Below are 26,048 nucleotides of genomic sequence, written 5' to 3'. Positions count from 1 at the left end.
AAAATCACTAGCATGGCAAGAAGCTAAAAACTAAAACTGAAAATAAGGATGATATATGCTGGCTTATGATGCTGATCTAGAACTGTTTCGTGATAATTTTAAACGCTTTATGAATGAGCATATTGCACCTCATTATGAGCAATGGGAACATGAAGGCATTATGCCGCGTTCGATTTGGAACCTGTTGGGGGCAAATGGTTTCTTATGTGTCGATGTGCCTGAAGAATACGGTGGCTATGGCGTTCCGATCAATTATTCACTGATGTTGGTTGAAGAGTCAGCCCGTGCAGGATTTAGTGCCTTATCAACAGGTATTTCATGTCATTCTGAAATTGCAGCACCGTATATTTTGCATATTGGCACAGAACAACAGAAACAATATTGGTTGCCAAAAATGGTTGCTGGTGAAGTCGTCGGTGCAATTGGCATGACTGAACCGGGTGCAGGTTCAGACTTACAAGCCATGCGAACCAATGCAATTTTGCAGGGTGATCACTATCTTTTAAATGGTTCAAAAACCTTTATTTCAAATGGTCAGCATGCCGACTTGGTGGTGTTGGCGGTGAAAACCGATCCGCAAGCACGAGCAAAAGGTGTCTCTTTGATGTTGCTGGATACTCATTTAGAAGGTTTTAAAAAGGGCACCAACCTGAATAAAATAGGTCTACATTCACAAGATACTTCAGAACTGTTCTTCGATAATATTCAAGTGCCCAAAGATCAACTATTGGGTCAAGTAGGGCAAGGTTTTGCTTATTTGATGCAAGAATTACCACGTGAACGTACGGCTATTGCCTCCACTGCTATTGGTGCTATTCGTGGTTCGATTGATGTCACGATTGCTTACGTAAAAGAACGTCAAGCATTTGGGCAGCCGATTAGTCAATTTCAAAATACACGATTTGTTTTGGCTCAGGCAAAAATAGATGAACAAGCCACAGCCGCTTTTTATAATCAAAATGTCGAACTGTATATGCAAGGTAAACTAGATGTTGAAACTGCCGCAGCATTGAAAAGTTTTAGTACCGATATGCAAATGAAAATTGCCGATAACTTGTTACAGCTTTTTGGTGGTTATGGTTATATGACTGAATATCCAATTTCACGTTTCTTTGTGGATGCACGTATTCAACGCATTTACGGTGGTACTAATGAAATTATGAAAGAAATTGTAGCGCGTAGTATTTTAGGGCGTTAATGACTGGTTGTTTAGGTCTAAATAAAAAGAGCCGAAAGGCTCTTTTTATTGACTCAACACCATTAAACTTTCTTTAATAAAGGCTGCTAAGTCGTCAGGAGAGCGAGAAGAAATATACAGATTATTGTCATTCACCACACCGACATCGTAATACACAGCACCTGCATTAATTAGATCTGTGGCGACGGTTTTAATGGTGGTCATTAACCGACCTTTAACCACCTTTGCAGCAATAAGCAGTTGAGGGCCGTGACAAATACTCATAATGGGTTTTTGTGCATGGGCAAAATTACGGACAAAATCGACAAACCGATGATCAAGACACAATCGGTTGGGAGAATGTCCTCCGGGAATAAGTAAGGCATCAAAATCATGCACAGAAACACTGTCTATACTTTGATCGATAGTGACCGCAGATTTGCGTTTTTGACCATAAACAATATTACCTGCTCTGTTTTCAATATTTAAAATGCTATGACGTGCAGCTCGAAAGGCCTGTACGGGTTCCGAGTATGCAATATCTTCAAAATCATGGGTCACTAAAACGGCGATTCTTTTTGACATTATTATTCTCCGAATTGCTTTATTAAAAGAATATAGAGGAATCATTAAATTTTTGTGATGGATTTTGGTAAATAACTCTTGTAAAAGAGAAAGCCCCAAAGACTAAGCTTTAGGGCTGAATTTTAATGCTGTAATAAGCTGAAATTAATCAATATATTTTTGACTTTCCATTTGACGAAGTTCGGCACGTAAAATTTTTCCGACGGTTGACTTTGGTAACTCATTCAATATTTCAATCAATTTTGGGACTTTGTAGGCAGTTAGGTTGTCTTTGCAATGTTTGAGGATTTCATTGACAGAAAGATTGGCATTACTCGAGGCAATAAATGCTTTAACCGATTCTCCGGTTTGATCATCGGGTATACCAATAACAGCAGCTTCAATGATATCTGGATGCTCGGCTAGAATTGCTTCAATTTCATTGGGATAAACATTAAAACCTGAAACAATGACCATATCTTTTTTACGATCTAAAATATAACAAAAGCCATCTTCATCTACTTTGGCAATATCACCTGTATGCAACCAACCATCAATAAATGTTTCAGCCGTTTCAGTGGGGCGGTTTAAATAACCCAATACAATTTGTGGCCCTTTTACACAGAGTTCACCCGCTTCACCGAATGGAACTTCGTGACCTTGTTCATTGACAATTTTAATGTCGGAGCCTGGCAATGGAAAACCAACAGAACCCTGACGAATTTTACGGATGGGTGGATGGAGTAGCGCAGCACAACTGGTTTCTGTCATGCCAAAACCTTCAATAATTGTGCCGATTTTAGCTTGCCAGTTTTCTGCTGTTGCAGGACGTAATGCAGTACCGCCAGAAATGCTACAGGTCAGTTTCGGTGGGTTTGCAGTAAACCAACTTTCAGCCAATAAGCCCGCATATAGCGTATCGACCCCAGTTAACCAAGTGACTTTGAAGTTTTCAAAAGCAGGTTTTAAATTGCTAATTGGTCGTGGAGAAGGAATCAGCAGATTATGAGAACCAGCTTCAAAGAACATGAGGAAATTTACGCTAAAGGCAAAAATATGGTACAGCGGAATCGCTGTTAAAATACAGTCCTGATTGTTAAATTCAGATTCATGGGCATGCAAATAATCGCTGGTTATTTTGACCAAAGATGCCACATTTTGATGACTGATTACGGCACCTTTACTACGACCCGTTGTTCCACCTGTATATTGATATAGGGCAATCTCATGTTGAATAGGAATATATAATTCTAAAATTTTACCAATTTCTAAAGCATCTGCGAAGGTTGCATAGTCGATGCTTGGTTTGAGTGAGCGACCTTGCGCTTCGGCATCTGCCTGCATTTTTTGTGCAATCATGCCCTGATAAGGCTGATCAAAAAACTCACTTAAACTGGCAGTTACCAGTGCCAGTGATTGAAGTTGAGCGTTGTTTTGAATCACGCGTTCGAAAGTTGCTAAAAATAGATCTGAAACAATCAATGCTTTTGCAGCACTGTCAATTAATTGGTATTCAAGTTCGCGCGCTGTATACAGTGGATTAATGTTGGTGATGATTAATCCAACTTTCCAACAAGCAAATACAGCAATTGGATAGTGCAAAGAATTTGGCATTTGTAAGCCAACCACATCGCCTTTCTTAAGTTTCAGATGATGCTGTAAATAATTGGCAAATGTGGTTGATAGATCATCAATTTCTTGAAAGCTTAAGCTTTTACTTAAGCCTGTAGGTAGTACCACACTAAATGCGGGCGATTGTGAAAATTGAGCCGTAGTGTGGGTTAGTAATTCTGCTAAGTTTGATTTAATTTGATCAGGCTTAAGTTGATAACCATGTAATGAAATGGGTAAATTCTTTTCCCATGGGCGCTGTGCGTAATGACTCATTGATGATCCTTAAGATAGATGTTTTAGCTTTGTTTTGGTTTTTATGTCAGTCCAGACATTTGTCTTCAAACATCAAGCAAATGTTTATTTTTGGCAATGATTTAATCTGCCAATGACCCAGATAAATAGTAAAAAAGCAGGGTGCAAAAATATTGATATTAAGCGTTTTAAAATATGATGTTATTCGCAAAAAAAGATCAATATATTCGACCAAATAGCATAAAATTCACCTTGGTTGCGCAAGGCTGAAAATGTACAACTGTAGTGTAATTTGTGGAAAATTGGCAAAAGGTCATTAATTTTAAGAATTTATTGCAAAATCATAGACAATAAAATTGCTGATTAAATCAACTGTATGTTTTTAAGGCTGAATCAATCAAAGTCTTATTGCGTAACATTTGAAAGCTAACTATTGTTATACTGTTTGCATAATGTTTTTGAAGGGCGACATAACAATGATCAACGACGATCAAAACACAAAGACTTCTCTTGACCTTGCTCAGATTCGTGAGGATATTGACTCAGTTGATCAGCAGATTCAACAGCTTATCAACCGCCGAGCGAAACTCGCAGAAGCGGTAGCAAAAGCAAAGTTTGCTTCTGAAGAGAATCCAATGTTTTACCGTCCTGAACGTGAAGCACAAGTTTTGCGTAATGTTATGGAGCGCAACGAAGGGCCATTGTCTGATGTGACCATGGCGCGTCTATTTCGCGAAATCATGTCGGCTTGTCTGGCACTTGAAGCACCACAAAGTATTGCATTTTTAGGTCCAGTGGGTACTTATACACATTCAGCTGTGCTGAAGCACTTTGGTCAGGACGCGATTGTTCGTCCACTTCCAACTATTGATGAAGTCTTTCGTGAAGTGGAAGCGGGGAGTGCTCATTACGGTTTAGTGCCAGTGGAGAACTCTTCTGAAGGGGTGGTCAACCATACTTTAGATTGTTTTAAATCATCGCATTTAAATGTGATTGGTGAAGTTGAATTGCGTATTCATCACCAATTTTTAGTTTCTGCAAATACCCGTAAAGACAGCATTAAACAAATTTATGCGCATCAACAAACTTTGGCGCAATGTCGTAAATGGTTAGATGCACATTATCCGGGTGTAGAGCGCGTTGCTTTAAGTTCAAATGCTGAAGCGGCACGTCGAATTCGCAATGAATGGCATTCAGCAGCAATTGCATCTGATGTGGCTGCCAATATTTATGAATTAGAAATTCTACATGGCAATATTGAAGATAATCCGGAAAATACCACACGTTTCTTGGTGATTGGTCGTGAAAAAGTACCGCAAAGCGGCAATGATAAAACCTCATTACTGATTTCAGCACATGATCGTGCCGGTGCATTGCTTGAAATTCTTGCACCCTTTGCAAAACATCATATTAGCTTAACCAGCATTGAAACCCGTCCTGCACTACCTGAAAAATGGGCTTATGTATTCTTCATTGATTTAGAAGGTCATGTGGAGCAAGACAATGTCAAAGCGGCAATTGAAGAAATTCGTCCGTTGGTGAAAGAAGTCCGAGTATTAGGTTCATATCCGATCGCGGTATTGTAAATCGCTATTTGGTGGTTAATTTTAATTTGAAGTTAACCACTTTTATCACTTGAAACAATTGGAAGAGTAACATGTCGTTTGTCCCTGCCAATGAAGGCATCTCAAAGTTAAAACCTTATCAACCGGGTAAGCCAATTAGTGAGCTTGAGCGTGAGTTAGGGATTACCGATATCGTCAAATTGGCATCGAATGAGAATCCATTGGGCTGTTCTGATCGGGTCAAACAAGCAGTGGCTGCTGAATTGGCAGAAATTGGTCGCTATCCAGACGGTGGCGGTTTTATTTTAAAAGATCAAATTTGTGCGCAATTTGGTGTGACTGCTGACTGTATTACTTTGGGTAATGGTTCAAACGACTTATTGGAAATGTTTGCTCGTGCATTCGTTGCAGAAAAAGATTCTGTGGTGTATAGCCAACATGCATTTGCTGTTTATGCTTTGGTGACACAAGCGATAAATGCACAAGCGATTGAAGTTCCTGCAAAAGGCTTTGCACATGATTTAGATGCCATGGCTGCTGCAATTCAATATAACACCAAACTTATTTTTATTGCCAATCCAAATAACCCAACGGGGACTTGGTTTGAAGAAGCTGAATTTGAAGCATTTATGCAGAAAGTACCTGCAAGTGTGATTGTGGTACTCGATGAAGCGTATGTGGAATATTTTCCAGAAAACTTCAATAGCTTAAAATTTTTAGCACACTATCCAAATATTATCGTCAGTCGTACATTGTCTAAATGTTATGGTTTGGCAGCCCTGCGTGTGGGTTTTGCACTGGCATCAAAACAAGTCACTGATTTTTTAAACCGTATTCGTCAGCCCTTTAATGTGAATCATCTTGCTATGGTAGCTGCTGTTGCTGCACTGAAGGATGAAGACTTTATTGAGCAATCACGTGTTGTTAATAAAGCGGGTATGAATCAATTAGAGCAAGGTTTTCAATCCCTTGGCTTGGGCTATGTGGCATCACGTGCGAACTTTATTTTGGTTGATGTTCAGGCCGATGCTGCACAAACGTTCAATGCTTTGTTAAAAGAGGGGGTGATTGTACGTCCTGTCGGAATTGCAAATCATCTGCGTGTGTCTATTGGTACTGAAACTGAAAATGCTAAATTCCTTAGCGCACTTGCGAAGGTACTTGATTTAGCAAGCAATGCTGTAGAGGGAAAAGCTTAAGTGATGTCCAAGCCTCTATTTGAAAAAGTTGCATTTATTGGACTTGGGTTGATTGGTTCAAGTCTAGCGCGTGTGATTATCGCTGAAAATTTAGCAAAGCAAATTGTTGCATCAACACGTTCGCAAAAAACATTGGATGATGCGAAAGCACTTGGATTGATTCAAGCGGGATATAGTAATCCTGTTGATGCCGTCCAAGGTGCCGATTTAGTCGTTTTAGCCTTACCTGTTCGTGCGACAGAAAAAGTACTTGAAATGATCAAGCCTTATCTTTCTGCGACCACCATCATCACCGATGTGGGTAGTACCAAAGGCAATGTAGTAGATGCTGCAAAAGCGGTATATGGTGAAAACCTTCCAGAAGGTTTTGTTCCGGGGCATCCGATTGCTGGGGCTGAACACACAGGTGTACATGCCGGTAAGGTGGATTTGTTTGCCAATCATAAAGTGATTTTGACGCCTCTACCGACCAGCGCTGATTGGGCGGTAGAAAAACTGACACAATTATGGCAAGCGGCTAAAGCTGATGTGATTTGTATGGATGTCGATAAACATGATGAAGTCCTTGCACATACCAGTCATCTTCCACATTTGATGGCATTTAATTTGGTTGAACAGCTTGCCAATCGTGAAGATAATTTTGATATCTTTCGTTATGCAGCAGGTGGTTTTCGTGACTTTTCACGCATAGCTGCCAGTGATCCGCAAATGTGGCATGACATCTTTTTTGCCAATAAAAAAGCGATTTTAAATGCAGTCGATGGCTTCGAAAAGCAACTCGCAATATTACGTAAACTGATTGAAGATGAAAACTCACAGGCATTAATGGGGGTGTTGGGGCATGCACAGGCTGCACGACAACACTTCAATCACATGCTCGCCAAACAACCCTTGATGGAGAAAAATAAAGTGACACAACAATTTACCATTTTGCCAGGTTCTCAAAATTTCCAAGGTAAATTTACCGTGCCTGGTGACAAATCTGTGTCACATCGCTCCATCATGTTTGGTGCGATTGCAGAAGGCACAACCCATGTTACAGGTTTCTTGGAAGGTGAAGATGCGCTGGCAACTTTGCAAGCATTCCGTGATATGGGCGTGAGTATTGAAGGGCCAAAAAATGGTGAAGTCACTATTCATGGTGTCGGCATTAATGGCTTAAAAGCACCTGCAAGTGCTTTGTATATGGGTAACTCTGGTACATCAATGCGTTTACTTTCAGGCATGTTGTCTGCGCAAAAGTTTGATTCTGTAATGACGGGTGATGCATCACTGTCTAAACGTCCAATGGAACGTATTGCTAAACCTTTACGTGAAATGGGTGCGCAAATTCAAACCACAGGTGAACGCGGTACACCACCAGTATCGATTACAGGGAGTCAAAACCTTCAAGGTATTCATTACGATTTGCCGATGGCATCTGCGCAAGTGAAATCTGGCATTCTATTGGCGGGGCTTTGGGCAAGCGGTGAAACGTCAGTGACGGAACCTGAACCAACACGTGACCATACAGAACGTATGTTACGTGCATTTGGTTATGAAGTAAAAACTGAAGGTAATCGCATTTCATTACAAGGTGGCGGTAAGCTTATTGCGACTGAAATTCAGGTGCCATCAGATATTTCATCTGCGGCATTCTTTATGGTGGGAGCTGCCATTACCGAAGGTTCAGATGTGACTTTAGAGGCGGTTGGAATTAACCCAACGCGTACTGGTGTAATTGAAATCCTGAAACAAATGGGTGCGGACTTGACGGTTGAAAACGAACGTATTGCAGGTGGTGAACCGATTGCAGACATTCGTATCAAAGGCTCTCGTACGCTTAAAGGCATTCATATGCCTGAAGACCAAGTGCCATTGGCAATTGATGAATTCCCAGCGCTCTTTGTTGCCGCAGCATGTGCTGAAGGTCAAACCATTTTGACCGGTGCTGCTGAACTTCGCGTTAAAGAATCTGATCGTATTCAAGTTATGGCAGATGGTTTGAAAACCATGGGCATTGACTGTACACCAACGGATGATGGCATCATTATTGAAGGTAAAGGTAAGTCAGGCGATTGGTCTACAATCTTCACGGGTGGTGAAATTGAATCGCATCATGATCACCGTATTGCGATGAGTTTTAGTATGGCGGGTTTACGTACTTCAGGCGAAATTAAAATTGTTGGTACAGAAACTGTGGCAACCAGTTTTCCTACCTTCACTGAACTTGCGAATCAAGCAGGTTTAGCGATTCAAGTGAGTGAATAATTAGTCTAGTTTTGTACGTTTGTTAGACAATAGCCAAGCTTTTGCTTGGCTGTTTTGTTTTTATTGCTTATTCTAAAACCATACAATAAGAATGCCTTTGGATACATCGATGAGAAAATTACAATTTACAGCAAACTGTGAAAAACATAATCATGCTTCATTGCAGGCTGGTGATCGTCATGTGACTCAAGAATATGTTGCCGATCTTTTGTCTAAAGAATTGGGCGAATATGGTTTTCAGACTTTGTCACAAAGTGGCGACCATGTTGCAGTCAGTGTAGATAATCATTCCTTGCCACTGTCAATTACTTGCCAAGGGCATGATCAGGGTGGTCATTTGGTCTGTGAAATTACCTCGCATCCAGATGAGGATCAGGATTGGTTAGACCGCATTACAGAGCAGAGTTTGTTGAATCAGCTGGCGCAAGCGGTTGAAAATACATTAAAACAAGATGAAGCTTTTAGTGAATTTGAATGGAAGGACCATCTTTAGCAAAAAAAGGTAACTTTGAAGCTTGGAAGGGAAGATATTGTTGACACCTATAGCTGCCATTTTTGAATTTGAAATGATAAGGGTTTATTGGTCTTGCATAGTTTGAGCTACGAACAAAACAGTGCTGTGTTGGTAGCTCAGGACTTATATTTTATTCCACACGTAGCCAAGTCTGGTTACGACCTACAGCGGATACTCCCATATATCCGCGAAGAAATAATTTTTTGCCATTTGCGCTGACTCTGCCTTTAAGGCGGTAAACTTTTCCTGAAACAGGATCAATGATTTTCCCATTTGTATAATTCATTTGATCTTCAGTTTGTAATCCAGAAATAACCTGCATACCTATGATGGGCTTGTTGGTGTAGGGTGCAGGACAATTAGTACAAAACTCTTTCGGTATGTAGCCAGCACGTGGTGTTGCTTTGAGTGCTGTACCTGCGTATGTTCCATTGGCTTGCTGCTCAATTTTGACTAATCCCTTAGCTTCACCTGTTTTATCATCCATATAACGCCATGTACCTACAATATTTTCTGCAATGGCTGATGAACTGAATAAAACGATGCAAATTATCCCAAAAATAGTTTTCATAATATCCCTCTAACTATTAAAAATGTTTCCGAACATCTTAAGCCGTACTTGGCTAAGTATTTGATTATATAATTCTTAGATTCTCAAATGAAGTGCAATAGAATTAATTTTGCAAAGATGTGAATTGATATAGCATTTTGCTTAGCAAGTTCATAAGTTGGTTCACGAAGGCATATTTTTAATATTTATATGATCTGGCCTGACACTTGGTTTAAGGTAGGGTAATATTTATTTATCCAGTAGGGCTCTGAATAAGTTGCCTTTAAAATCGGTATAGGTCTTTATTTTCTATCAATTAAAAACAATCATAGCAGACATGGGTAAAGGCGTTTAGCCCACATCACCCTGATGAATATCTTGCAAAGATCTATATAGATTGGAGCTATTGCGCAAAAAAAGACTCGGATTTAAGAGTCCGAGTCAGGTGTTATTTCAAGAGCATAGTATTGCACTTTAAATGTTAATTTAAGCCAGTTAAATTAAAAAACGAGAAATTGCAATACGCAATTGTTTTAAATAGCCAGTAAAGAAATGGTTCGCACTAGGCAAGATCGTCAATAAGTGACGTTGAGGTTTTGCCCAAGCGATCAAGTCTGACAATAAAGTAACTTCATCACCTTCACCGTGAATAAATAAAATATCACCTTTAATTTCGGGGGTTACATAATGACGCAAGCCAGCAACAGTTGCAGTCGGTAAACCACATAAAATTAATTGTTTAGGTTTGATTTCATCAGGAAGAGCATGATAACTTTTAGCCATCACGTGCGCTCCAAAACTAAAGCCGCCAGCATAAAAAGGCAGGCCAATATGTTTGCAACGCATCTGTCTAATTACTTCTAGAATATCATCCGTTTCACCAAAGCCTTCATTATGGACACCGGTACTTTGACCTGAACCACGGAAACTAGGTCGGTATACAATACAACCACGCTCAACAAACATTTGAGCAAGAAGTGTTGGCACTTTATGCTGTGGTGTACCGCCTTGTAATGGATGAGGGTGGCATACAACCGCGAATCCTTTCACTTCACCCTGTGGATAATCAACAAAAACTTCAATTTGACCTACAGGACCTTGAATGAAAATTTGCTCGGACATATTACAACCGACTAATAACAGGAGAATCGCCTATTTTACCGATAATGTTCAGTAAAAACACAAATTGGAAATAAAATAAGTCTACTGTTATAGTCTGTTTAATTATTTTTTGATCAGGTTGTCCATGCTCGCCTTAATTTCTCCTGCTAAGACTTTAGATTATGAATCTGCACTTCCTACCGATTTACATACTTTACCAAGATTGCTGGAACATTCACAACAACTTATAGACGTAAGTCGTAAACTGTCTGCCACAGATATCGCCAATTTAATGAGTGTCAGTGAAAAGATTGCCAAATTGAATGTAGATCGCTTTCATGACTGGCAATCAGACTTTAATTTTTCTAATGCACGTCAGGCTTTATTTGCGTTTAAAGGTGATGTTTATACGGGTTTAGATGCATACAACCTAAATGATCAAAAACTTGAATATGCACAAAAGCATTTGCGCATGTTATCTGGCTTGTATGGTTTATTACGTCCTTTGGATTTGATGATGCCATATCGTTTAGAAATGGGCACAAAATTACATAATTCACGGGGTCATAACCTCTATGAATTTTGGGGGGATAAAATTACCAGTTTAATAAATGATGATTTGGAACAAGCCAATTCAGAATTATTGGTCAATATTGCTTCGGATGAATACTATAAATCAGTGCATGAACGCAAACTTAAAGCTGAAATCATTAAGCCTGTGTTTTTAGATCAAAAAAATGGCAAATATAAAGTCATTAGTTTTTATGCTAAAAAAGCGCGTGGCTTGATGGCTCGATATATGATTGAGAATCAGTTAAGTAAAGTTGAAGACTTAAAATCATTTAATGTTGATGGTTATTATTTTGATGCTAAGAGTTCACTTCAGGGTGAGTTAGTTTTTAAACGTGATGAAAAAGTAGTTTAAGTTGGTTTTTTAAAGACAGAAAAAATCCTGACATTGTTCAGGATTTTTTATTTATGTGAAATTTAATGAATTGCTTGAAAAGCGTGGAAGTTATAAGTGTACAGAGATGAAAGGGGCGCGCTGAACAGCTATTTGGTTTGATAAGGATCATCTATACAATTTTTTTTATTAGTCGCTTTAATGGATATTAAAATATTTAAAAAATGTGTTTCATATCACCTTTTTGTGTTGTTTTTTGTTATTATAATGAAAAGTTTTTAAAATAATAAAATTTTGTTATGAAAAAATTACTCATTCCAGTCTTTATTCTTATTGTTGTGCTATTGGGATATTATGTTTATCAGGATGCTCAACGTAAAAAAAAGAATGAAGTTGATCAGTTGATTTATGACGCTCATCAGTCACTCAGTGTAATCGACTCTAATCCTAATTTTTTTATTCACAATACTGAAAGTAAAGACGTAAAGACAAAACCTTTAGTTCAATTGGTTGGCCAGTCCACTAAAGACTAGACGATGAGTTTAACGGACTAAACTAATATCCTATTGAATTTTAATTGAAAATAAATTTTAGAAACAATAAAAAATCATTGTGTTATAATTTGCCCCGACCATATTTGAATCATATTGTTTATTAATTAAGTATTTGATTTTTTTGAATTAATTGAGCTGCATAAAAGTTATGCGGCTTTTTTGTTTACAATTTTTGTCATTTGGCTATTTGGGCTGGAATGAAGAATTGTTCAATATACTTGTTTTTAAATGGAAATATTGGCATATCCATTGCTTAAACATCTACAAAATTAATGATGATTTGTATTAGACGGATCATTAATTTTGTAGCGTGCTGATTGCATAAAGTTTACTTACAGGGGTGAAGTCATGACGACTCCTAGTCCATCTTCAGAGAATATGCTTGAACGTTTATTTAAGTTGAGCGAAAACAAAACCAATTTTCGTACCGAAGTTCTTGCTGGTGTAACTACTTTTTTAACAATGTGTTACATCATTATTGTTAATCCAATGATTTTATCCGAAACAGGGATGGATCATGGGGCTGTGTTTGTCGCAACTTGTCTTGCAGCCGCAATCGGTTGTTTGGTTATGGGGCTTGTTGCAAATTATCCAATTGCACTGGCACCGGGTATGGGGCTAAATGCTTACTTTACCTATTCTGTATGTATGGGTATGGGCGTGCCTTGGCAAACGGCACTTGCTGCTGTGTTTGTATCAGGTTTGGTGTTTATTTTCATCAGTATGTTTAAAATCCGAGAGGCAATTGTCAACGCGATCCCAATGTCATTAAAACTGGCGATTGGTGGTGGTATTGGAATGTTCCTTGCACTGGTTGCGCTAAAAAATGCCGGTATTATTGTTGCTAATCCTGCAACTTTAGTCGGTTTGGGGGATTTAAAACAACCTTCGGTTATTCTTGCCTTGCTTGGTTTCTTAATGGTTGTGGTCATGCATCAGTTTAAAGTGCGTGGTGCAATTATTATTAGTATTTTAGCAGTGACGGCTATTTCAACAATATTGGGTTATAACCAATTCCATGGTGTTGTCGGTCAAGTGCCATCAATTGCGCCAACATTTATGCAAATGGATTTTGAGGGTTTATTCACTGCAAGTTTGGTGGGAGTAATTTTTGTCTTCTTCTTGGTCGATTTGTTTGACTCAACAGGGACATTGGTTGGGGTTTCACACCGTGCAGGTTTGTTGGTAGATGGTAAATTACCTCGTTTGAAAAAAGCACTTTTTGCTGACTCAACTGCAATTGTTGCGGGTGCTGCTTTGGGTACGTCTTCAACTACGCCTTATATTGAGTCATCTGCTGGTGTTGCGGCTGGTGGTCGTACGGGTTTAACGGCTGTTGTTGTGGGCATTATGTTCTTGTTATGCCTCTTTTTAGCACCACTTGCGCAATCAGTGCCAAGTTTTGCTACAGCACCTGCATTGTTATTTGTAGGGGTATTAATGATTCAAGGTATTGTTCATATTGAATGGGATGATATCACTGAAGCGGTTCCTGCCTTTTTAACCATTGTATTTATGCCATTCACATACTCAATTGCAGATGGTATTGCGATGGGTTTTATTAGCTATGCGCTAATCAAACTATTCACTGGTAAAGCGAAAACTGTACCTTATATGGTGTGGATTGTTGCCGTACTTTGGGCATTGAAATTCGTATTATTTGGCGGTTAATATTCCAAATTTACAGCACAGCGTGTTGAACTTGCATTGATGAATGTTCCACACGCCTTAGGGTGTAAACTCAAGTTTGCACCTTTTTTTATTTTTAAGGATTAAGGTATGAATAGACTTGAGCTCATCCGTGCTTTGCCAAAAGCAGAATTACATGTACATATTGAAGGGACGTTTGAGCCTGAGTTGATGTTTGAAATCGCTCAGCGTAATCAAATTGATATTCCTTATAAGTCGGTTGAAGAAGTAAAGCAGGCCTATAATTTTCATAATCTACAATCTTTTCTCGATATTTATTATGCCGGTGCAAATGTTTTAGTACTCGAACAAGATTTTTATGATTTAGCATGGGCTTATTTCGAAAAATGTCATGCCGATCATGTGACGCACACAGAAATGTTCTTTGACCCTCAAACCCATACCGATCGTGGTGTAGCATTTGCAACCGTATTAAATGGTTTGCAACGTGCTTGTGATGATGCAAAAGCCAAACTAGGTATTAGCTCGCATTTAATCATGTGTTTCTTACGTCATTTAAGTGAAGAAGCGGCATTTAAAACCTTAGAACAAGCACTACCATTTAAAGATCAAATTATTGCGGTGGGTTTAGATTCTAGTGAAGTGGGACATCCACCTGCTAAGTTTGAACGTGTTTTTGCCAAAGCTCGTGAAGCAGGTTTCTTGGTGGTGGCACATGCGGGTGAAGAAGGTCCAGCTGAATATGTTTGGGAAGCCTTAGATTTACTAAAAGTAAACCGTATTGACCACGGTGTACGTTCAGAAGAAGATTCTGAATTAATGCAGCGGTTAATTCATGAAAAAATGCCTTTAACCGTGTGTCCTTTAAGCAATTTAAAGCTGTGTGTGGTTGATGATATGGCGCAGCACAATATCCGTCGTTTATTGCAAAAAGGGGTGCATGTCACGGTAAATTCAGATGATCCATCTTATTTTGGTGGATACATGAATGATAATTTCATTGCCATTGCTGAAGCTTTAGATTTATCTAATGATGAACTGAAACATTTGGCTAAAAATTCGTTTGAGGCTTCTTTTATTTCTGAAGCTGAAAAACAAAAATGGACACAGCAAATTGATGCCTTAGTGTAATTTATATTTGAAAATGTACTGCTTTATTTAGTGGATCAATCGATTGATCTACTAAATTATGAAGGTTGAAAATTAGGTTTGATGGTGAAAAAGAGTCTTTGTTGGATATTAGTCGCAGGTTTAGTGATTGGTTCGATGTCAGTTTTTGCGATCAATCAAGATTATTCTTTAACACAGAAAATGCTCAAGCCAGTATTAGAGCAAAGTTGTAAAAGTGAATTAAATGATTCAAAAATTTGGCAATCGGCTGCATTTTTTATGAGTGCAGAACGCCAAACGGGTTTGCAAAAACAAATCTGTGCTTGTGTGAGCGATCATGCACTGAATAATATTTCAGCCAAAGACTTGGCTTTGGCATCAGTCAGTGAATCTGCAAAAAATAGTCTGATTAAACAAGCGGTATTGAATAGTGTTAAGGGCTGTGCTCAAGAAGCGCTTAACTAAGTTTTAATCGCAAAAAAGCCACATCGCTATATAGCTGATGTGGCTTTTTTGATGTTGGGTTTTAATGCGCTATTTATCTTGTCGAGTCATACTGCGTAAAATATTATCTTTGTCGATAAAATGATGTTTTAACGCTGCTGCAATATGGCCGATGACCAGAAAGCCAGCAAACCAAGATAAATAAATATGGACGGGTTTAACAATTGCTAAAATATCAGGATTGTCTTGAACCAGACGTGGTATTTCAAATAAATATAAAACGGGTGCGGGATGTCCAGCACTCCAACTAAACAAACAACCTGTAATGGGTAAAGCCAATAACATTAAATATAAGGCCAAATGTCCAAGATGTGCCAAGACTTTCATCATAGGTGACATGCTGTCTGGGAGCTGCGGAGCAGGATGGGTATAGCGCCAAAACAAACGAATTAACACGAGGAATATAATCGTTGTCGCGATATTTTTATGCAGGGTAATAACTTGACCTTTAAAGCTGCCATCAACATCATAGCTTAAAAAATTGCCACTATAGAAACCAATCAACCATGCTGCAATGAAAATGATGGCCATGAGCCAATGTAGCATTTGTGCTGTGCGCGTATAGTATTGTGAAGTGCGTTGCATGTTGTACCAACATGTGATTTTTAGTTTAACTATGCTAATCAAATTACAGTCATTTAAAAACCTTGAATATAGAACAAAGCGTATAATTCTTGAAACGCTGAAAGCTGTATTGTTTTTAGCCAGATAGTAAGTGCGCTTGGAATTGCAATGAAATATACGTTTCTTCTGTATCAAAGATTCGGCAAAATACGCGCAATCTATTTTAGAACTTAGGATATTAAACTGTGAAAAAATTAATTGCTGTACTTGTACCTTTGACTTTAGCTCTAACCGCGTGTGTTTCAACGAACACAACAATGGGTACAACAGGCATGCAATCAACAACTCAGCAACTTGGCAATACGGCACTTAAAATTGCCATTAATGCAAAATGCACAACAGAGTTAAATAATACTGCTGCATGGCAAACCGCAACGAAATTGATGACAGCAACGCAAAAACAAAATATTCAGTCTGAAATTTGTGGTTGTGTTAGTGAAAAAGCACCACAGAGCGTTACAGCTGTAGATTTAGCAACTGCTGCTATTGATCCCGCAGCACGTAACACGATTGTTACCAATGCTGTGACTAAAACCATTAATGCTTGCGTTGCTGAAGCAGTGAAATAATTGTTCATAAAGAAGGGTCTGTTGATATTTCAGCCATGCATTGCGTTATTCGCTAAAACAACGCAAACAAGGCATGAAATGCAGACAATGGTGACCCCCTTGTTAAATTTCATAACGAAGTTTGGGGTAGTTTTAGTGATAACCCTACGGGACAGGGATATTTTTGCCGCTACTGCGTTATCTTGCGCAGCTTTAGTCACTGCTCATCATTTAGAATGACTAAATTTCGCAAAACATGCCTTGTACCGTCTAAACATCTTGCGCCGTATAGGCTCATGTCGCAAGCATCTGTGAAATATCAACAGACCCTCATAATGAGGCTGACGTGTTCAGCCTCTTTTTTTTTATAGGTAGATGAAGTGATGAAAATTGCTGGTGTAGATGAAGCGGGGCGTGGCCCACTTGTCGGTTCTGTGGTTGCTGCTGCGGTTATTTTAGATCCCAATAACCCAATTGAAGGTTTAAATGATTCTAAAAAACTCTCTGAAAAAAAACGTGAAAAATTATTTGTAGAAATACAAGAAAAAGCATTGGCTTGGGCAATTGCTGAAGCAAGTCATACAGAAATTGATGAAATTAATATTCTTCAAGCATCATTGTTGGCGATGCGCCGTGCTGTGGAGGCTTTAAGTATTTCACCTGAGCATGTGCTGGTAGATGGAAATAAAGTCCCACAAGGCTTGATGATGAGCTGTGATGCGATTGTTGGTGGGGATGCCTTGCATGCGGAAATTTCAGCTGCCAGTATTTTGGCGAAAGTAACGCGAGACCGCGATATGGTTGAGCTGGATGTGCAATATCCACAATTTGGATTTGCGAAACACAAAGGCTATCCAACCAAAGCACATTTTGAAGCGATTGCAGAACATGGTGTGATTGATCAACACCGTCGTAGTTATGCACCTGTAAAAAAAGCGTTAGCTTTGCTTGAGCAAAACTAAGCTTTAGATAAATTTAAAGCGGCTTAGTAAAGCCGCTTTAGGGGAAAACATTTAATGTTTAACGATTAAAGTTATTCTGGGTATTCTGTGTGAAATTATCTTCTTCAAACGAAGGTTGATAATCTTGATCGAGATGTTGAAGATGTTCATGCATAGCGCGTTCATGTTGAATACGTTGGTAAATTTCTTCACGGTGAACTGATACTTCTTTTGGAGCATTTACACCAATACGAACTTGATTTCCTTTAACCCCAAGTACAGTTACACTGACTTGGTCCCCAATCATTAATGTTTCTCCGACACGTCTAGTCAGAATCAGCATGTTTATCTCCTTGCAAAATGCTAAACCTGCAATTGATCTAAAATGAACAAAACACAACCTTAAATATCAAAAGAAAATTTTAACAAAGCAATGTCAGGAACATTACCCAAGATGCAGTTTTGTTAAAATTTTCTTAAAACCTTAGGGCTAATATAACAGAGCCACTATAAGAAAAACTATAGTGGCTCTGCTTTTTTGTGTTGTTTTTCAAAAACTGTCTAACAATGACAATTTTTGTTAGGTGCAAATTATGCGCGTACGCTTGATTCGCCATGTTCTCGGTCTAAACCGAAAGCAGTATGTAGTGTACGAACTGCGAGTTCTAAATAGTTTTCTTCAATGATCACAGAAATCTTAATTTCTGAAGTCGAAATCATCAAAATGTTAATGCCTTCTTCAGCCAGAGCAGTAAACATTTTGCTTGCAACACCTGCATGTGAACGCATACCTACACCCACGATTGATACTTTGACAATATCATCACGGGTTGCGACTTCACGCGCACCAATTTTTTGTGCTGTATCTTCTAAAATGGCTGTGGCTTTTTTCAATTCACCGCGGTTAACCGTGAAAGTAAAATCAGTTGTACCATCTTCTTCAACATTTTGGATAATCATATCCACTTCAATGTTGGCATCACCAATTGGGCATAAAATTTTAGATGCAATACCTGGTTCATCAGGTACACCTAGAATGGTTAATTTTGCTTCGTCACGGTTAAATGCGATACCAGAGATAATTGGCTGTTCCATGTTGTCTTCCAATTCAGTAGTAATAAGAGTGCCGACGTTTTGTTTAAAGTCTTCGTCAAATGCGCCATCATTGTCATTATCAAAACTTGATAATACACGCAAAGGCACTTGATACTTGCCTGCAAATTCAACTGAACGAATTTGAAGAACTTTAGAACCCAAAGATGCCATTTCAAGCATTTCTTCAAAAGAAATACGATCTACTTTTTTCGCTTTAGGTGCAACACGTGGATCGGTGGTATACACACCATCTACATCTGTATAGATTTGGCATTCATCTGCTTTTAGTGCAGCAGCAATCGCAACACCTGAAGTATCTGAACCGCCACGCCCTAGAGTAGTGGTGTTACCAAGATCATCAAAACCTTGGAAGCCAGCAACAACGAGTACACGTCCGGCATTTAAATGATCAGTTAAAACGTCAGTATCAATTGCTTCGATACGCGCTTTGGTGAAAGCACTGTCAGTTTTAATGCCAACTTGGCGACCTGTTAGAGACTTAGCTTCAACGCCAATAGAATTAAGCGCCATCGCCAACATAGAAATCGTTACCTGTTCCCCAGTAGAGACCATTTGGTCGAGTTCACGTGGATCAGGGGTTTCGGTAATGGCTTTCGCTAAAGCAAGTAGGCGATTGGTTTCGCCACTCATGGCTGAGACAACCACTACAACCTTGTGACCGTGGTCATGCCAACGCTTTACACGACGAGCAACATTTAAAATGCGCTCGGGAGTACCCATTGAGGTACCGCCATATTTTTGAACGATTAATGCCATAGTTGTTCCATAAAAGCCATGATCCTGAATTACCTTTTCAGGATCAGTTACACAAAAAGTGAAGTCTTATTTTGCTTCAAGCCAAGCAGTTAAACCTGCTATCACTGATGCAAACTTCTCGTTAAGTGGCGCGCCACCTTGTGCCAAGTCAGGTTTACCACCACCTTTACCACCAAGTTCTTGGCTCAAGTGTTTGATAATGTCACCTGCTTTAATGTTTGCAGTGAAATCTTTTGCGACCGAAGCAAGGAGGCTGACTTTGTCGCCTTCAATGCCAGCAAGCACAATCACTGCATTGTCTAATTTAGATTTTACCCCATCATGTAAGTTACGTAGCGATTTCGCATCCATACCTTGCACAGTGGTGATTAAAGTTGAACGACCAGCAATAGTTTGAACTTGGCTTAAAAGTTCAGCTGCTTGGAAGTTTGCTAATTTTTGGTTCAGTTGTTCAATGTGCTTTTGCAATTGATGTGCTGTTTCAACCGTCGCTTCAACTTTTTCAACCGTTTGATCTTTTTGCGCTTTCAATAAGCCATTGATCTGTTGAATGTCTGAATCTGCTTTTTGAATCACTTCAACTGCTTTTGTACCTGTCACAGCTTCAATACGACGTACACCCGCTGCGACACCACCTTCAGAAGTGATTTTAAACAGACCGATATCACCAGTACGTTTGACGTGAATACCACCACAGAGTTCGATCGAGAAGTTTTTATCTTCAACCATTGAACCCATAGAAAGTACGCGAACTTCGTCACCATATTTTTCGCCAAACAACATCATTGCGCCTTTTTCTTGGGCCGATTCGATGTCTAACAATTCGGTAGAAACGGCTGTGTTGGCAATCACTTCACGGTTTACAATGCGTTCAACTTGTTGAAGTTGTTCGAAAGTGACTGGTTGATCGTTGGCAAAGTCGAAACGTAAGATATCGCTGGCAACCAATGAACCTTTTTGCTGTACATGAGCACCGAGTACTTGACGTAGAGCAGCATGTAACAAATGCGTTGCAGAGTGGTTACGTGCAGTGGCTTCACGAATATCGGCTTTAACGATTGCGTCAACAGACTGAGTTGCTTTTAAGCTACCCATCGTTACGATACCTTGATGGACGAATGCACCACCAGATTTTTTGGTATCTTGAACTTCAAAAATACCTGTCTCATTTTTGAATAAGCCAGTATCACCGATTTGACCACCGCTTTCTGCATAGAAAGGCGTTTGGTTCAGTACGATCAGTGCTTCATCGCCTTCATTCACTTCAGTAACTTGCTCGCCATCTTTATAGATCGCAATAATTTGACCTTGACCATGGGTTGCATCATAACCGTCAAATTGAGTTTCGCCTTCAACATTGACAATGCTGTTGTAGTCGATTGCAAATTTACCCGCATCACGTGCGCGTTGACGTTGTGCAGCCATTTCAACTTCAAAGCCAGCTTCGTCAATCGTTAAATCACGTTCGCGTGCAATATCAGCTGTTAAGTCAGCAGGGAAGCCGTAGGTATCGTAAAGTTTAAAGACAACTGCACCTGGAATGACTGAACCTTTTAGGTTCGCAAGTTCACCTTCAAGCAATTTCAAACCTTGCTCAAGTGTTTTGGCGAATTGTTCTTCTTCTTTTAACAATAAAGCTTCAATACGTGCTTTATTTGCTTCAAGTTCTGGATAAGCAATACCCATCACATCAACAAGTGGTTGAAGCATTTTGTAGAAGAATGAACCTGTTGCACCGAGTTTATTGCCATGACGTACTGCACGACGAATAATACGGCGTAGTACATAACCACGACCTTCATTGGATGGGTTTACGCCATCAGCAATGAGGAAGCAACATGAACGTGCATGGTCGGCAACCACTTTTAAAGATGCAGGGTAGTTAACGGGTGTGTTGTTTGCCGCAGCTTCAGTTTCCAGTGCCGCAGTGTCTAAACCAATGATTTGCGCAGCAGATTTAAGCAAGTTTTGGAACAAGTCGATTTCGTAGTTTGAATTGACGTGTTGTAAAACCGCAGAAATACGTTCTAAGCCCATACCTGTATCTACAGATGGAGCAGGTAATGCATGTAATACGCCATCAGCAGTACGATTAAACTGCATGAATACGTTGTTCCAGATTTCAATGAAACGGTCGCCATCTTCTTCAGGTGTGCCTGGTAGGCCACCCCAGATGTGGTCGCCATGATCAAAGAAAATTTCAGAACAAGGACCACAAGGACCTGTATCACCCATTGCCCAGAAATTATCGGATGCGTATTGACCGCCTTTGTTGTCACCAATACGAATAATACGGCTGGCATCTAAGCCAATTTCTTTGTTCCAGATGTCAAATGCTTCGTCATCGGTATGGTAAACAGTGGCATAGAGTTTATCTTTAGGCAGTGCTAACCATTTTTCACTAGTAAGGAATTCCCATGCAAATTTGATCGCATCACGTTTAAAGTAATCGCCAAAAGAGAAGTTACCTAACATTTCAAAGAAAGTATGGTGACGTGCTGTATAACCGACATTGTCTAAGTCGTTGTGTTTACCACCGGCACGTACACATTTTTGTGAAGATGTTGCACGAACATAATCACGTTTTTCCAAACCAAGGAAGCAGTCTTTAAACTGGTTCATCCCGGCATTGGTGAACAGTAAAGTCGGGTCGTTGGCGGGTACTAGTGAACTCGACGCGACACGTGTATGCCCTTGCGATTCAAAGTAACGCAAAAATGCTTCACGAATTTCAGCTGATGTCATAAAACGAGTACTCACAACCAAGTCACTCCATATATTTCGTATTGGCTAATAGCATAACCGAGCAAATTCATTTAAGAATAGCTGCCTCAGTATACTGGGCTTAAAATTTTAAAACGCCAAATTATAACGGAAAAAGCTGTATGCACCAATCACTTTAAGGTGAATTAATGACAATTCTATAGAATCGTTGTCCTGAGCTTTTTGATGTAAATCTAAGAGTTAATTGATCTAGAGCCGTTATCGTCAAAATTTAATGCACAGCTTGGTCAATGTTTTTAGCTTGCTTTCTTTGATCTTGATTTGTGAAAAAATGACATCAAAATTAAAGTCAGGGTGATTGGAGCGCAATATTCATCAATAGATGTGAAGAAATGGTATCGATATTCAGTCGAAATCCATTAACATATACAAGTATTTACATCTACCCAAGAGTTAAGGATATCTAATGCAACGAGTAGCCATTAATGGTTTCGGGCGAATTGGTCGCAATGTATTACGTGCTTGGTTTGAAAATCCTAAAGATTTTCATTTTGACATTGTGGCGATTAATGATGTTGCAGATGTAGAGACTTTAATTCATTTATTTAAATACGATACAACCCATGGGCGCTTTAAAGGTAAAGTTGAAGTGTTATGGGAAAATGAACAGATTTTTTTGCATATTTCGGCGGGTTTGGCGCAATTAAAAGTAAAGGTCTTTTGCCAAGAAAATCCAGAATTATTGCCTTGGCATGATTTAAATATTGATGTTGTACTTGAATGTACGGGTTTATTTCGTTCTCGTGAAGCTGCGACAAAACATATTACAGCAGGAGCGAGGCGGGTCATTATTGGCGCAGCTCCTTTTGATAGTGTAGATGCAGCGATTGTTTATGGTGTCAACCATCATGAAGTGAAAAGCACGGATCAAATTATTTCCAGCGTATCGTGTACCACACAAGCCTTGGTTCCACTGGTTAAAATCATTGATGATGCATTTGGTATTGATACTGCACTCATGACGGAAATTCATGCCGTCACAGCAGATCAATCGGTATTGGATCATGCTCATCGTGATTTACGTCGTGCGCGTGCTTCTGGGCAAAACATTATTCCAACTACTTCGTCTGCTTTGGGGGCTTTGAAAAGTGTGATGCCAAAAATGGCAGATCGTATTGATGGTTATTCTATTCGTGTACCGACCATTAATGTGGCAGCCATCGACTTAACGTTTATTTCGCAATCGCATGTTACAGTACATAAAATTAATGAAGTTTTGGTCAAGTCAGCACGTCATGATTATGCTGAAATTATGGATGTGACAGATGAACCCTTAGTTTCATCGGACTTTAACCATTCTCCCTATTCGTTGGTGGTCGATCTGAATCAAACTATGGTGGTTGGGCATCAAGCCAAAGTTTTTGCATGGTATGACAACGAGTGGGGTTATGCCAATCGCTTGCTTGATTTGTGTGAATCATTTACATAACAAGCCATATAAAAACAGAGGCAGATTAAATGTTTTAACCTGCCTCTGTTTGAGAAAAAGACTATTCTTCTTCACTGATGTAATTTGGATCGTTTAAGAAGCCTTCTTGGATTTCTTTCGGCATGTCTTTGTGCCACCATGCATATATGGAAGATTGGATCTGTTGGTCTTCATCAGGGTCATTGAAGGGTTCATCATCTTCACGAATAAGTTCATCACCCTCAAATTTAAACCAAAATTCCCAAGGGTCATCATCACCACAACCCCAAGCTTGGGTGTGGATGTCAGAAACTAAGCTTTTTAAGAAGTTTAAAATGGCTTCCATGAATTCATCACCCGATGAACCATGCACAAAGTGAGCAATCGAATATCCTTCAAAACGGTACAGTGATTCTGGTCCTAAGTCATATTCAATCTGATCTACTAGGTCAATGAGATCTTGAGCAAGTTCTTCACCTTCGTTTGGATTGATGGTGGTCGCAATTTGTTTGAATATTTCAGTATTGCCCTGATGTTCTTGAAAAAGGCGATCTAATTTATTCATGATTTCTTGATTAGGATGCTTAAAGTATAAATTACTGTGAAGTTCCATAGTGAGCGCAGACCCCGAAATGTTGAAAGCATAAAATGCTGATAAATAATGATTGTTTTTAACGGTGTAAATGACAACTGAATATAGCGTTATTGATGAATAAAAATACAATGTATTGTGGTTATTTGGGAAGTGTTTTTTGAATGAATGTGTTGGCTGTGTCATTGGTGATTTAGAAATTAGCTCGATAGATCAAAATAGTTGCTGAACTTAAACGAATTTTTGAAAATTTAGATGATTAATTCGTTATGATAGTGAATAACAACTAAATAAGATAAGAGAAATGCATATCATGTTGATATTTATATGGGGTTTTATTCTGCTTTTAGCAATTGCTGTGATTTTTTTAATTTGGGTACAAATAAAGAATCAAACTGATGTACTAAGTGAAACTGAACTTAATCAAAAACTTGAAGAAAAAGTCATTCACTTAGAAGAAAACTTAAAAAAGACCTTGGAAATCATGCAGGACTTGGCCAAAAAAATGCATCTTCAGCAAGAAATGTTGGATAAAACCACGGTTAAATTAAGTCAGATCGAGTTGCACAATGCTGAACTGGTTGGGTTGCTGGCAAAGGCGGCAAATTCGTCTGACAGACCATCACTTTAATTTCAGTTTTTAAGGCTTAAACCAGCTTAAATAAGCACGAACCTTAAAACTGCTGCTGATAACATGCTAATCAACACTGTGGGTAGTAAGGAAAAACGTGAAGCTGCAAGCAGTGTAATCGCAATTGCCAGTAAATCGGCAGGGTTGTCTTTGACAAAATAAGGTGCAATCACTGAAATGAGCACACAGCCAGGAACCACTTCTAAGATTTGTTTCTGGCGAGCTGTGAGGGTTTTATTTTTCAGTAAGACATAGCCTAAAACACGTGTCAAATAGGTGGTGATTGCAATACATAAAATGGCAATCAGGGTTGCTGAGTGAATCATTCTTTATCTCCAAGCAACCAATAGGCTGACGCAATACCCGCGATTGCTCCAATAGGGACATGCCAACCTTGGGGTAAATATAAATATGCCAGCGCAGCCGTGATTAAGCTGACCAACCATGGTCGTGCCGCGTGTAAACCTTTCCACATGTTGCGTAATAACACTAGAAATACTGCGGGAAATGCCATGTCAAAACCAAAACGTGAGGCATCGCCTAAAATGGGGCCAATTGCGCCGCCTAATGCGGTGAATCCAACCCACATGAGGTAGAGAGCAAAACAAAGACCTGCGTAAAAAGACAGATTAAAGGCATGATTGATACCCGTCTGAGCTTGTCTTTTTTGTGCATCCGCCAAGGCAACTGCCCAACTTTCATCACACATAAAAAATAAAGCGGGGAAAACCTGTCTATTGGGTAAATGTCTTAGGTAGGGAACTAGGCTTGCACCCATGAGTAAATGACGACTATTCACTAAAAAAGTAATGAACATCAGCATTAAAATATTGGGTGGATTGGTCCACAATTCTAAAATGGCAAATTCTGAGCCGCCTGCAAAATTGAGACCTGTAAATAAAGGCACTTCAATAAAAGAAAAGCCTTTTTGCGTGGCTTGTGCGCCAAGTACTAAAGCAAAGGGAATAATCCCCAATAGCATAGGAATTGATATTTTTATGCCACGTTTAAATTCAGTAAAGTCCTGAGAATACGTTAAATCTTGAGTTATATTTTTTAACGTAGACATAAGGTTTGGCCTGATAGGATGAATTAAATGTAGGAGGTATTTTATGATGATTTATGGGGTATTTTTCACTT

The 26,048-nt window shown here is 39.2% G+C and carries 25 protein-coding genes; 14 read left to right on the top strand and 11 right to left on the bottom strand.

What is annotated here, in order from left to right; genetic code table 11:
- The first annotated feature begins 55 nt into the window (after positions 1 to 55).
- On the top strand, positions 56 to 1,198 hold the full coding sequence (locus tag BLV99_RS10595; RefSeq protein ID WP_092690392.1) for an acyl-CoA dehydrogenase family protein: 1,143 nt from the start codon (positions 56 to 58) through the stop codon (positions 1,196 to 1,198).
- A 45-nt stretch (positions 1,199 to 1,243) separates the two neighbouring features.
- Here BLV99_RS10595 and BLV99_RS10590 read toward each other — a convergent pair whose 3' ends face one another.
- A complete protein-coding gene (locus tag BLV99_RS10590; protein ID WP_092690389.1) occupies positions 1,244 to 1,762 on the bottom strand; it encodes a type 1 glutamine amidotransferase domain-containing protein in 519 nt (172 codons plus the stop codon).
- Positions 1,763 to 1,906: 144 nt separating this feature from the next.
- The gene (locus tag BLV99_RS10585) at positions 1,907 to 3,628 is read right to left on the bottom strand and encodes a long-chain-fatty-acid--CoA ligase (protein ID WP_092690387.1); all 1,722 of its coding nucleotides are present in this window, start codon (positions 3,626 to 3,628) and stop codon (positions 1,907 to 1,909) included.
- 455 nt (positions 3,629 to 4,083) lie between these two features.
- Here BLV99_RS10585 and pheA point away from each other — a divergent pair, with 455 nt between their 5' ends.
- The 4 genes from pheA (at position 4,084) to BLV99_RS10565 (ending at position 9,114) form a co-directional block, all read left to right on the top strand.
- On the top strand, positions 4,084 to 5,193 hold the full coding sequence (gene pheA, locus BLV99_RS10580) for a prephenate dehydratase (RefSeq protein ID WP_086165750.1): 1,110 nt from the start codon (positions 4,084 to 4,086) through the stop codon (positions 5,191 to 5,193).
- Positions 5,194 to 5,264: 71 nt separating this feature from the next.
- A complete protein-coding gene (gene hisC, locus BLV99_RS10575) occupies positions 5,265 to 6,371 on the top strand; it encodes a histidinol-phosphate transaminase (protein ID WP_092690382.1) in 1,107 nt (368 codons plus the stop codon).
- Positions 6,372 to 6,374: 3 nt separating this feature from the next.
- Positions 6,375 to 8,621 carry a bifunctional prephenate dehydrogenase/3-phosphoshikimate 1-carboxyvinyltransferase gene (locus tag BLV99_RS10570; protein ID WP_092690380.1) on the top strand — a complete coding sequence of 749 codons (2,247 nt, stop codon included), beginning with the start codon at positions 6,375 to 6,377 and terminating at the stop codon, positions 8,619 to 8,621.
- A 109-nt stretch (positions 8,622 to 8,730) separates the two neighbouring features.
- On the top strand, positions 8,731 to 9,114 hold the full coding sequence (locus tag BLV99_RS10565) for a hypothetical protein (RefSeq protein WP_092690377.1): 384 nt from the start codon (positions 8,731 to 8,733) through the stop codon (positions 9,112 to 9,114).
- Positions 9,115 to 9,265: 151 nt separating this feature from the next.
- Here the strand turns inward: BLV99_RS10565 and BLV99_RS10560 are convergent, their stop codons facing one another.
- Both BLV99_RS10560 and BLV99_RS10555 read right to left on the bottom strand, forming a co-directional pair.
- On the bottom strand, positions 9,266 to 9,706 hold the full coding sequence (locus tag BLV99_RS10560) for a DUF2147 domain-containing protein (protein WP_092690375.1): 441 nt from the start codon (positions 9,704 to 9,706) through the stop codon (positions 9,266 to 9,268).
- A gap of 474 nt (positions 9,707 to 10,180) precedes the next feature.
- Positions 10,181 to 10,807: an alpha/beta hydrolase gene (locus BLV99_RS10555; protein ID WP_086184682.1), complete on the bottom strand. Its 627-nt coding sequence runs from the start codon at positions 10,805 to 10,807 to the stop codon at positions 10,181 to 10,183.
- Between the two features lie 124 nt (positions 10,808 to 10,931).
- Between BLV99_RS10555 and yaaA the strand changes: the two genes are divergently transcribed.
- The 5 genes from yaaA (at position 10,932) to BLV99_RS10530 (ending at position 15,469) form a co-directional block, all read left to right on the top strand.
- A complete protein-coding gene (gene yaaA / locus BLV99_RS10550; RefSeq protein WP_092690372.1) occupies positions 10,932 to 11,711 on the top strand; it encodes a peroxide stress protein YaaA in 780 nt (259 codons plus the stop codon).
- Between the two features lie 278 nt (positions 11,712 to 11,989).
- The gene (locus BLV99_RS10545; protein ID WP_092690369.1) at positions 11,990 to 12,223 is read left to right on the top strand and encodes a hypothetical protein; all 234 of its coding nucleotides are present in this window, start codon (positions 11,990 to 11,992) and stop codon (positions 12,221 to 12,223) included.
- 369 nt (positions 12,224 to 12,592) lie between these two features.
- Entirely contained in the window at positions 12,593 to 13,915 is a 1,323-nt protein-coding gene (locus BLV99_RS10540) for an NCS2 family permease (RefSeq protein ID WP_092690367.1), read from the top strand.
- A 108-nt stretch (positions 13,916 to 14,023) separates the two neighbouring features.
- Entirely contained in the window at positions 14,024 to 15,025 is a 1,002-nt protein-coding gene (locus BLV99_RS10535; protein ID WP_092690365.1) for an adenosine deaminase, read from the top strand.
- An 81-nt stretch (positions 15,026 to 15,106) separates the two neighbouring features.
- Complete coding sequence (locus BLV99_RS10530; protein WP_092690362.1) at positions 15,107 to 15,469, top strand: hypothetical protein; 363 nt, start codon at positions 15,107 to 15,109, stop codon at positions 15,467 to 15,469.
- Positions 15,470 to 15,538: 69 nt separating this feature from the next.
- Here BLV99_RS10530 and BLV99_RS10525 read toward each other — a convergent pair whose 3' ends face one another.
- Positions 15,539 to 16,093: a cytochrome b gene (locus BLV99_RS10525; protein ID WP_086165739.1), complete on the bottom strand. Its 555-nt coding sequence runs from the start codon at positions 16,091 to 16,093 to the stop codon at positions 15,539 to 15,541.
- Between the two features lie 224 nt (positions 16,094 to 16,317).
- On the opposite strand from BLV99_RS10525, the gene BLV99_RS10520 reads away from it, so the two are divergent.
- Entirely contained in the window at positions 16,318 to 16,701 is a 384-nt protein-coding gene (locus BLV99_RS10520; protein WP_086184675.1) for a hypothetical protein, read from the top strand.
- Between the two features lie 362 nt (positions 16,702 to 17,063).
- Positions 17,064 to 17,642, top strand: a complete 579-nt coding sequence (gene rnhB, locus BLV99_RS10515; protein ID WP_086184673.1) for a ribonuclease HII — start codon at positions 17,064 to 17,066, stop codon at positions 17,640 to 17,642.
- A gap of 58 nt (positions 17,643 to 17,700) precedes the next feature.
- On the opposite strand, the gene csrA is transcribed toward rnhB, so the two are convergent.
- From csrA to alaS, 3 genes are all read right to left on the bottom strand, one after another.
- The gene (gene csrA / locus BLV99_RS10510; RefSeq protein ID WP_004648598.1) at positions 17,701 to 17,964 is read right to left on the bottom strand and encodes a carbon storage regulator CsrA; all 264 of its coding nucleotides are present in this window, start codon (positions 17,962 to 17,964) and stop codon (positions 17,701 to 17,703) included.
- Between the two features lie 248 nt (positions 17,965 to 18,212).
- Positions 18,213 to 19,493, bottom strand: coding sequence for an aspartate kinase (locus tag BLV99_RS10505; RefSeq protein WP_086184672.1), 1,281 nt, complete (start codon positions 19,491 to 19,493; stop codon positions 18,213 to 18,215).
- Positions 19,494 to 19,559: 66 nt separating this feature from the next.
- On the bottom strand, positions 19,560 to 22,253 hold the full coding sequence (gene alaS / locus BLV99_RS10500; RefSeq protein WP_171259176.1) for an alanine--tRNA ligase: 2,694 nt from the start codon (positions 22,251 to 22,253) through the stop codon (positions 19,560 to 19,562).
- A 430-nt stretch (positions 22,254 to 22,683) separates the two neighbouring features.
- Between alaS and BLV99_RS10495 the strand changes: the two genes are divergently transcribed.
- Complete coding sequence (locus BLV99_RS10495; RefSeq protein ID WP_086184670.1) at positions 22,684 to 23,706, top strand: type I glyceraldehyde-3-phosphate dehydrogenase; 1,023 nt, start codon at positions 22,684 to 22,686, stop codon at positions 23,704 to 23,706.
- A 61-nt stretch (positions 23,707 to 23,767) separates the two neighbouring features.
- On the opposite strand, the gene BLV99_RS10490 is transcribed toward BLV99_RS10495, so the two are convergent.
- Positions 23,768 to 24,298 carry a hypothetical protein gene (locus BLV99_RS10490; RefSeq protein ID WP_092690357.1) on the bottom strand — a complete coding sequence of 177 codons (531 nt, stop codon included), beginning with the start codon at positions 24,296 to 24,298 and terminating at the stop codon, positions 23,768 to 23,770.
- A 292-nt stretch (positions 24,299 to 24,590) separates the two neighbouring features.
- On the opposite strand from BLV99_RS10490, the gene BLV99_RS10485 reads away from it, so the two are divergent.
- The gene (locus BLV99_RS10485) at positions 24,591 to 24,908 is read left to right on the top strand and encodes a hypothetical protein (protein ID WP_086165732.1); all 318 of its coding nucleotides are present in this window, start codon (positions 24,591 to 24,593) and stop codon (positions 24,906 to 24,908) included.
- 26 nt (positions 24,909 to 24,934) lie between these two features.
- On the opposite strand, the gene BLV99_RS10480 is transcribed toward BLV99_RS10485, so the two are convergent.
- Together BLV99_RS10480 and BLV99_RS10475 are read right to left on the bottom strand one after the other, a co-directional pair.
- Entirely contained in the window at positions 24,935 to 25,234 is a 300-nt protein-coding gene (locus BLV99_RS10480; RefSeq protein ID WP_092690355.1) for an AzlD family protein, read from the bottom strand.
- Positions 25,231 to 25,977, bottom strand: coding sequence for an AzlC family ABC transporter permease (locus tag BLV99_RS10475; protein WP_092690352.1), 747 nt, complete (start codon positions 25,975 to 25,977; stop codon positions 25,231 to 25,233). The genes BLV99_RS10480 and BLV99_RS10475 overlap by 4 nt, the downstream gene beginning before the upstream one ends.
- Positions 25,978 to 26,048: the final 71 nt, after the last annotated feature.

It is taken from the genome of Acinetobacter kyonggiensis, from assembly GCF_900107285.1.
GTDB lineage: Bacteria > Pseudomonadota > Gammaproteobacteria > Pseudomonadales > Moraxellaceae > Acinetobacter > Acinetobacter kyonggiensis.
Note: the sequence above shows the minus strand (reverse complement) of the source record. Positions and strands in the feature narration are given on the sequence as shown.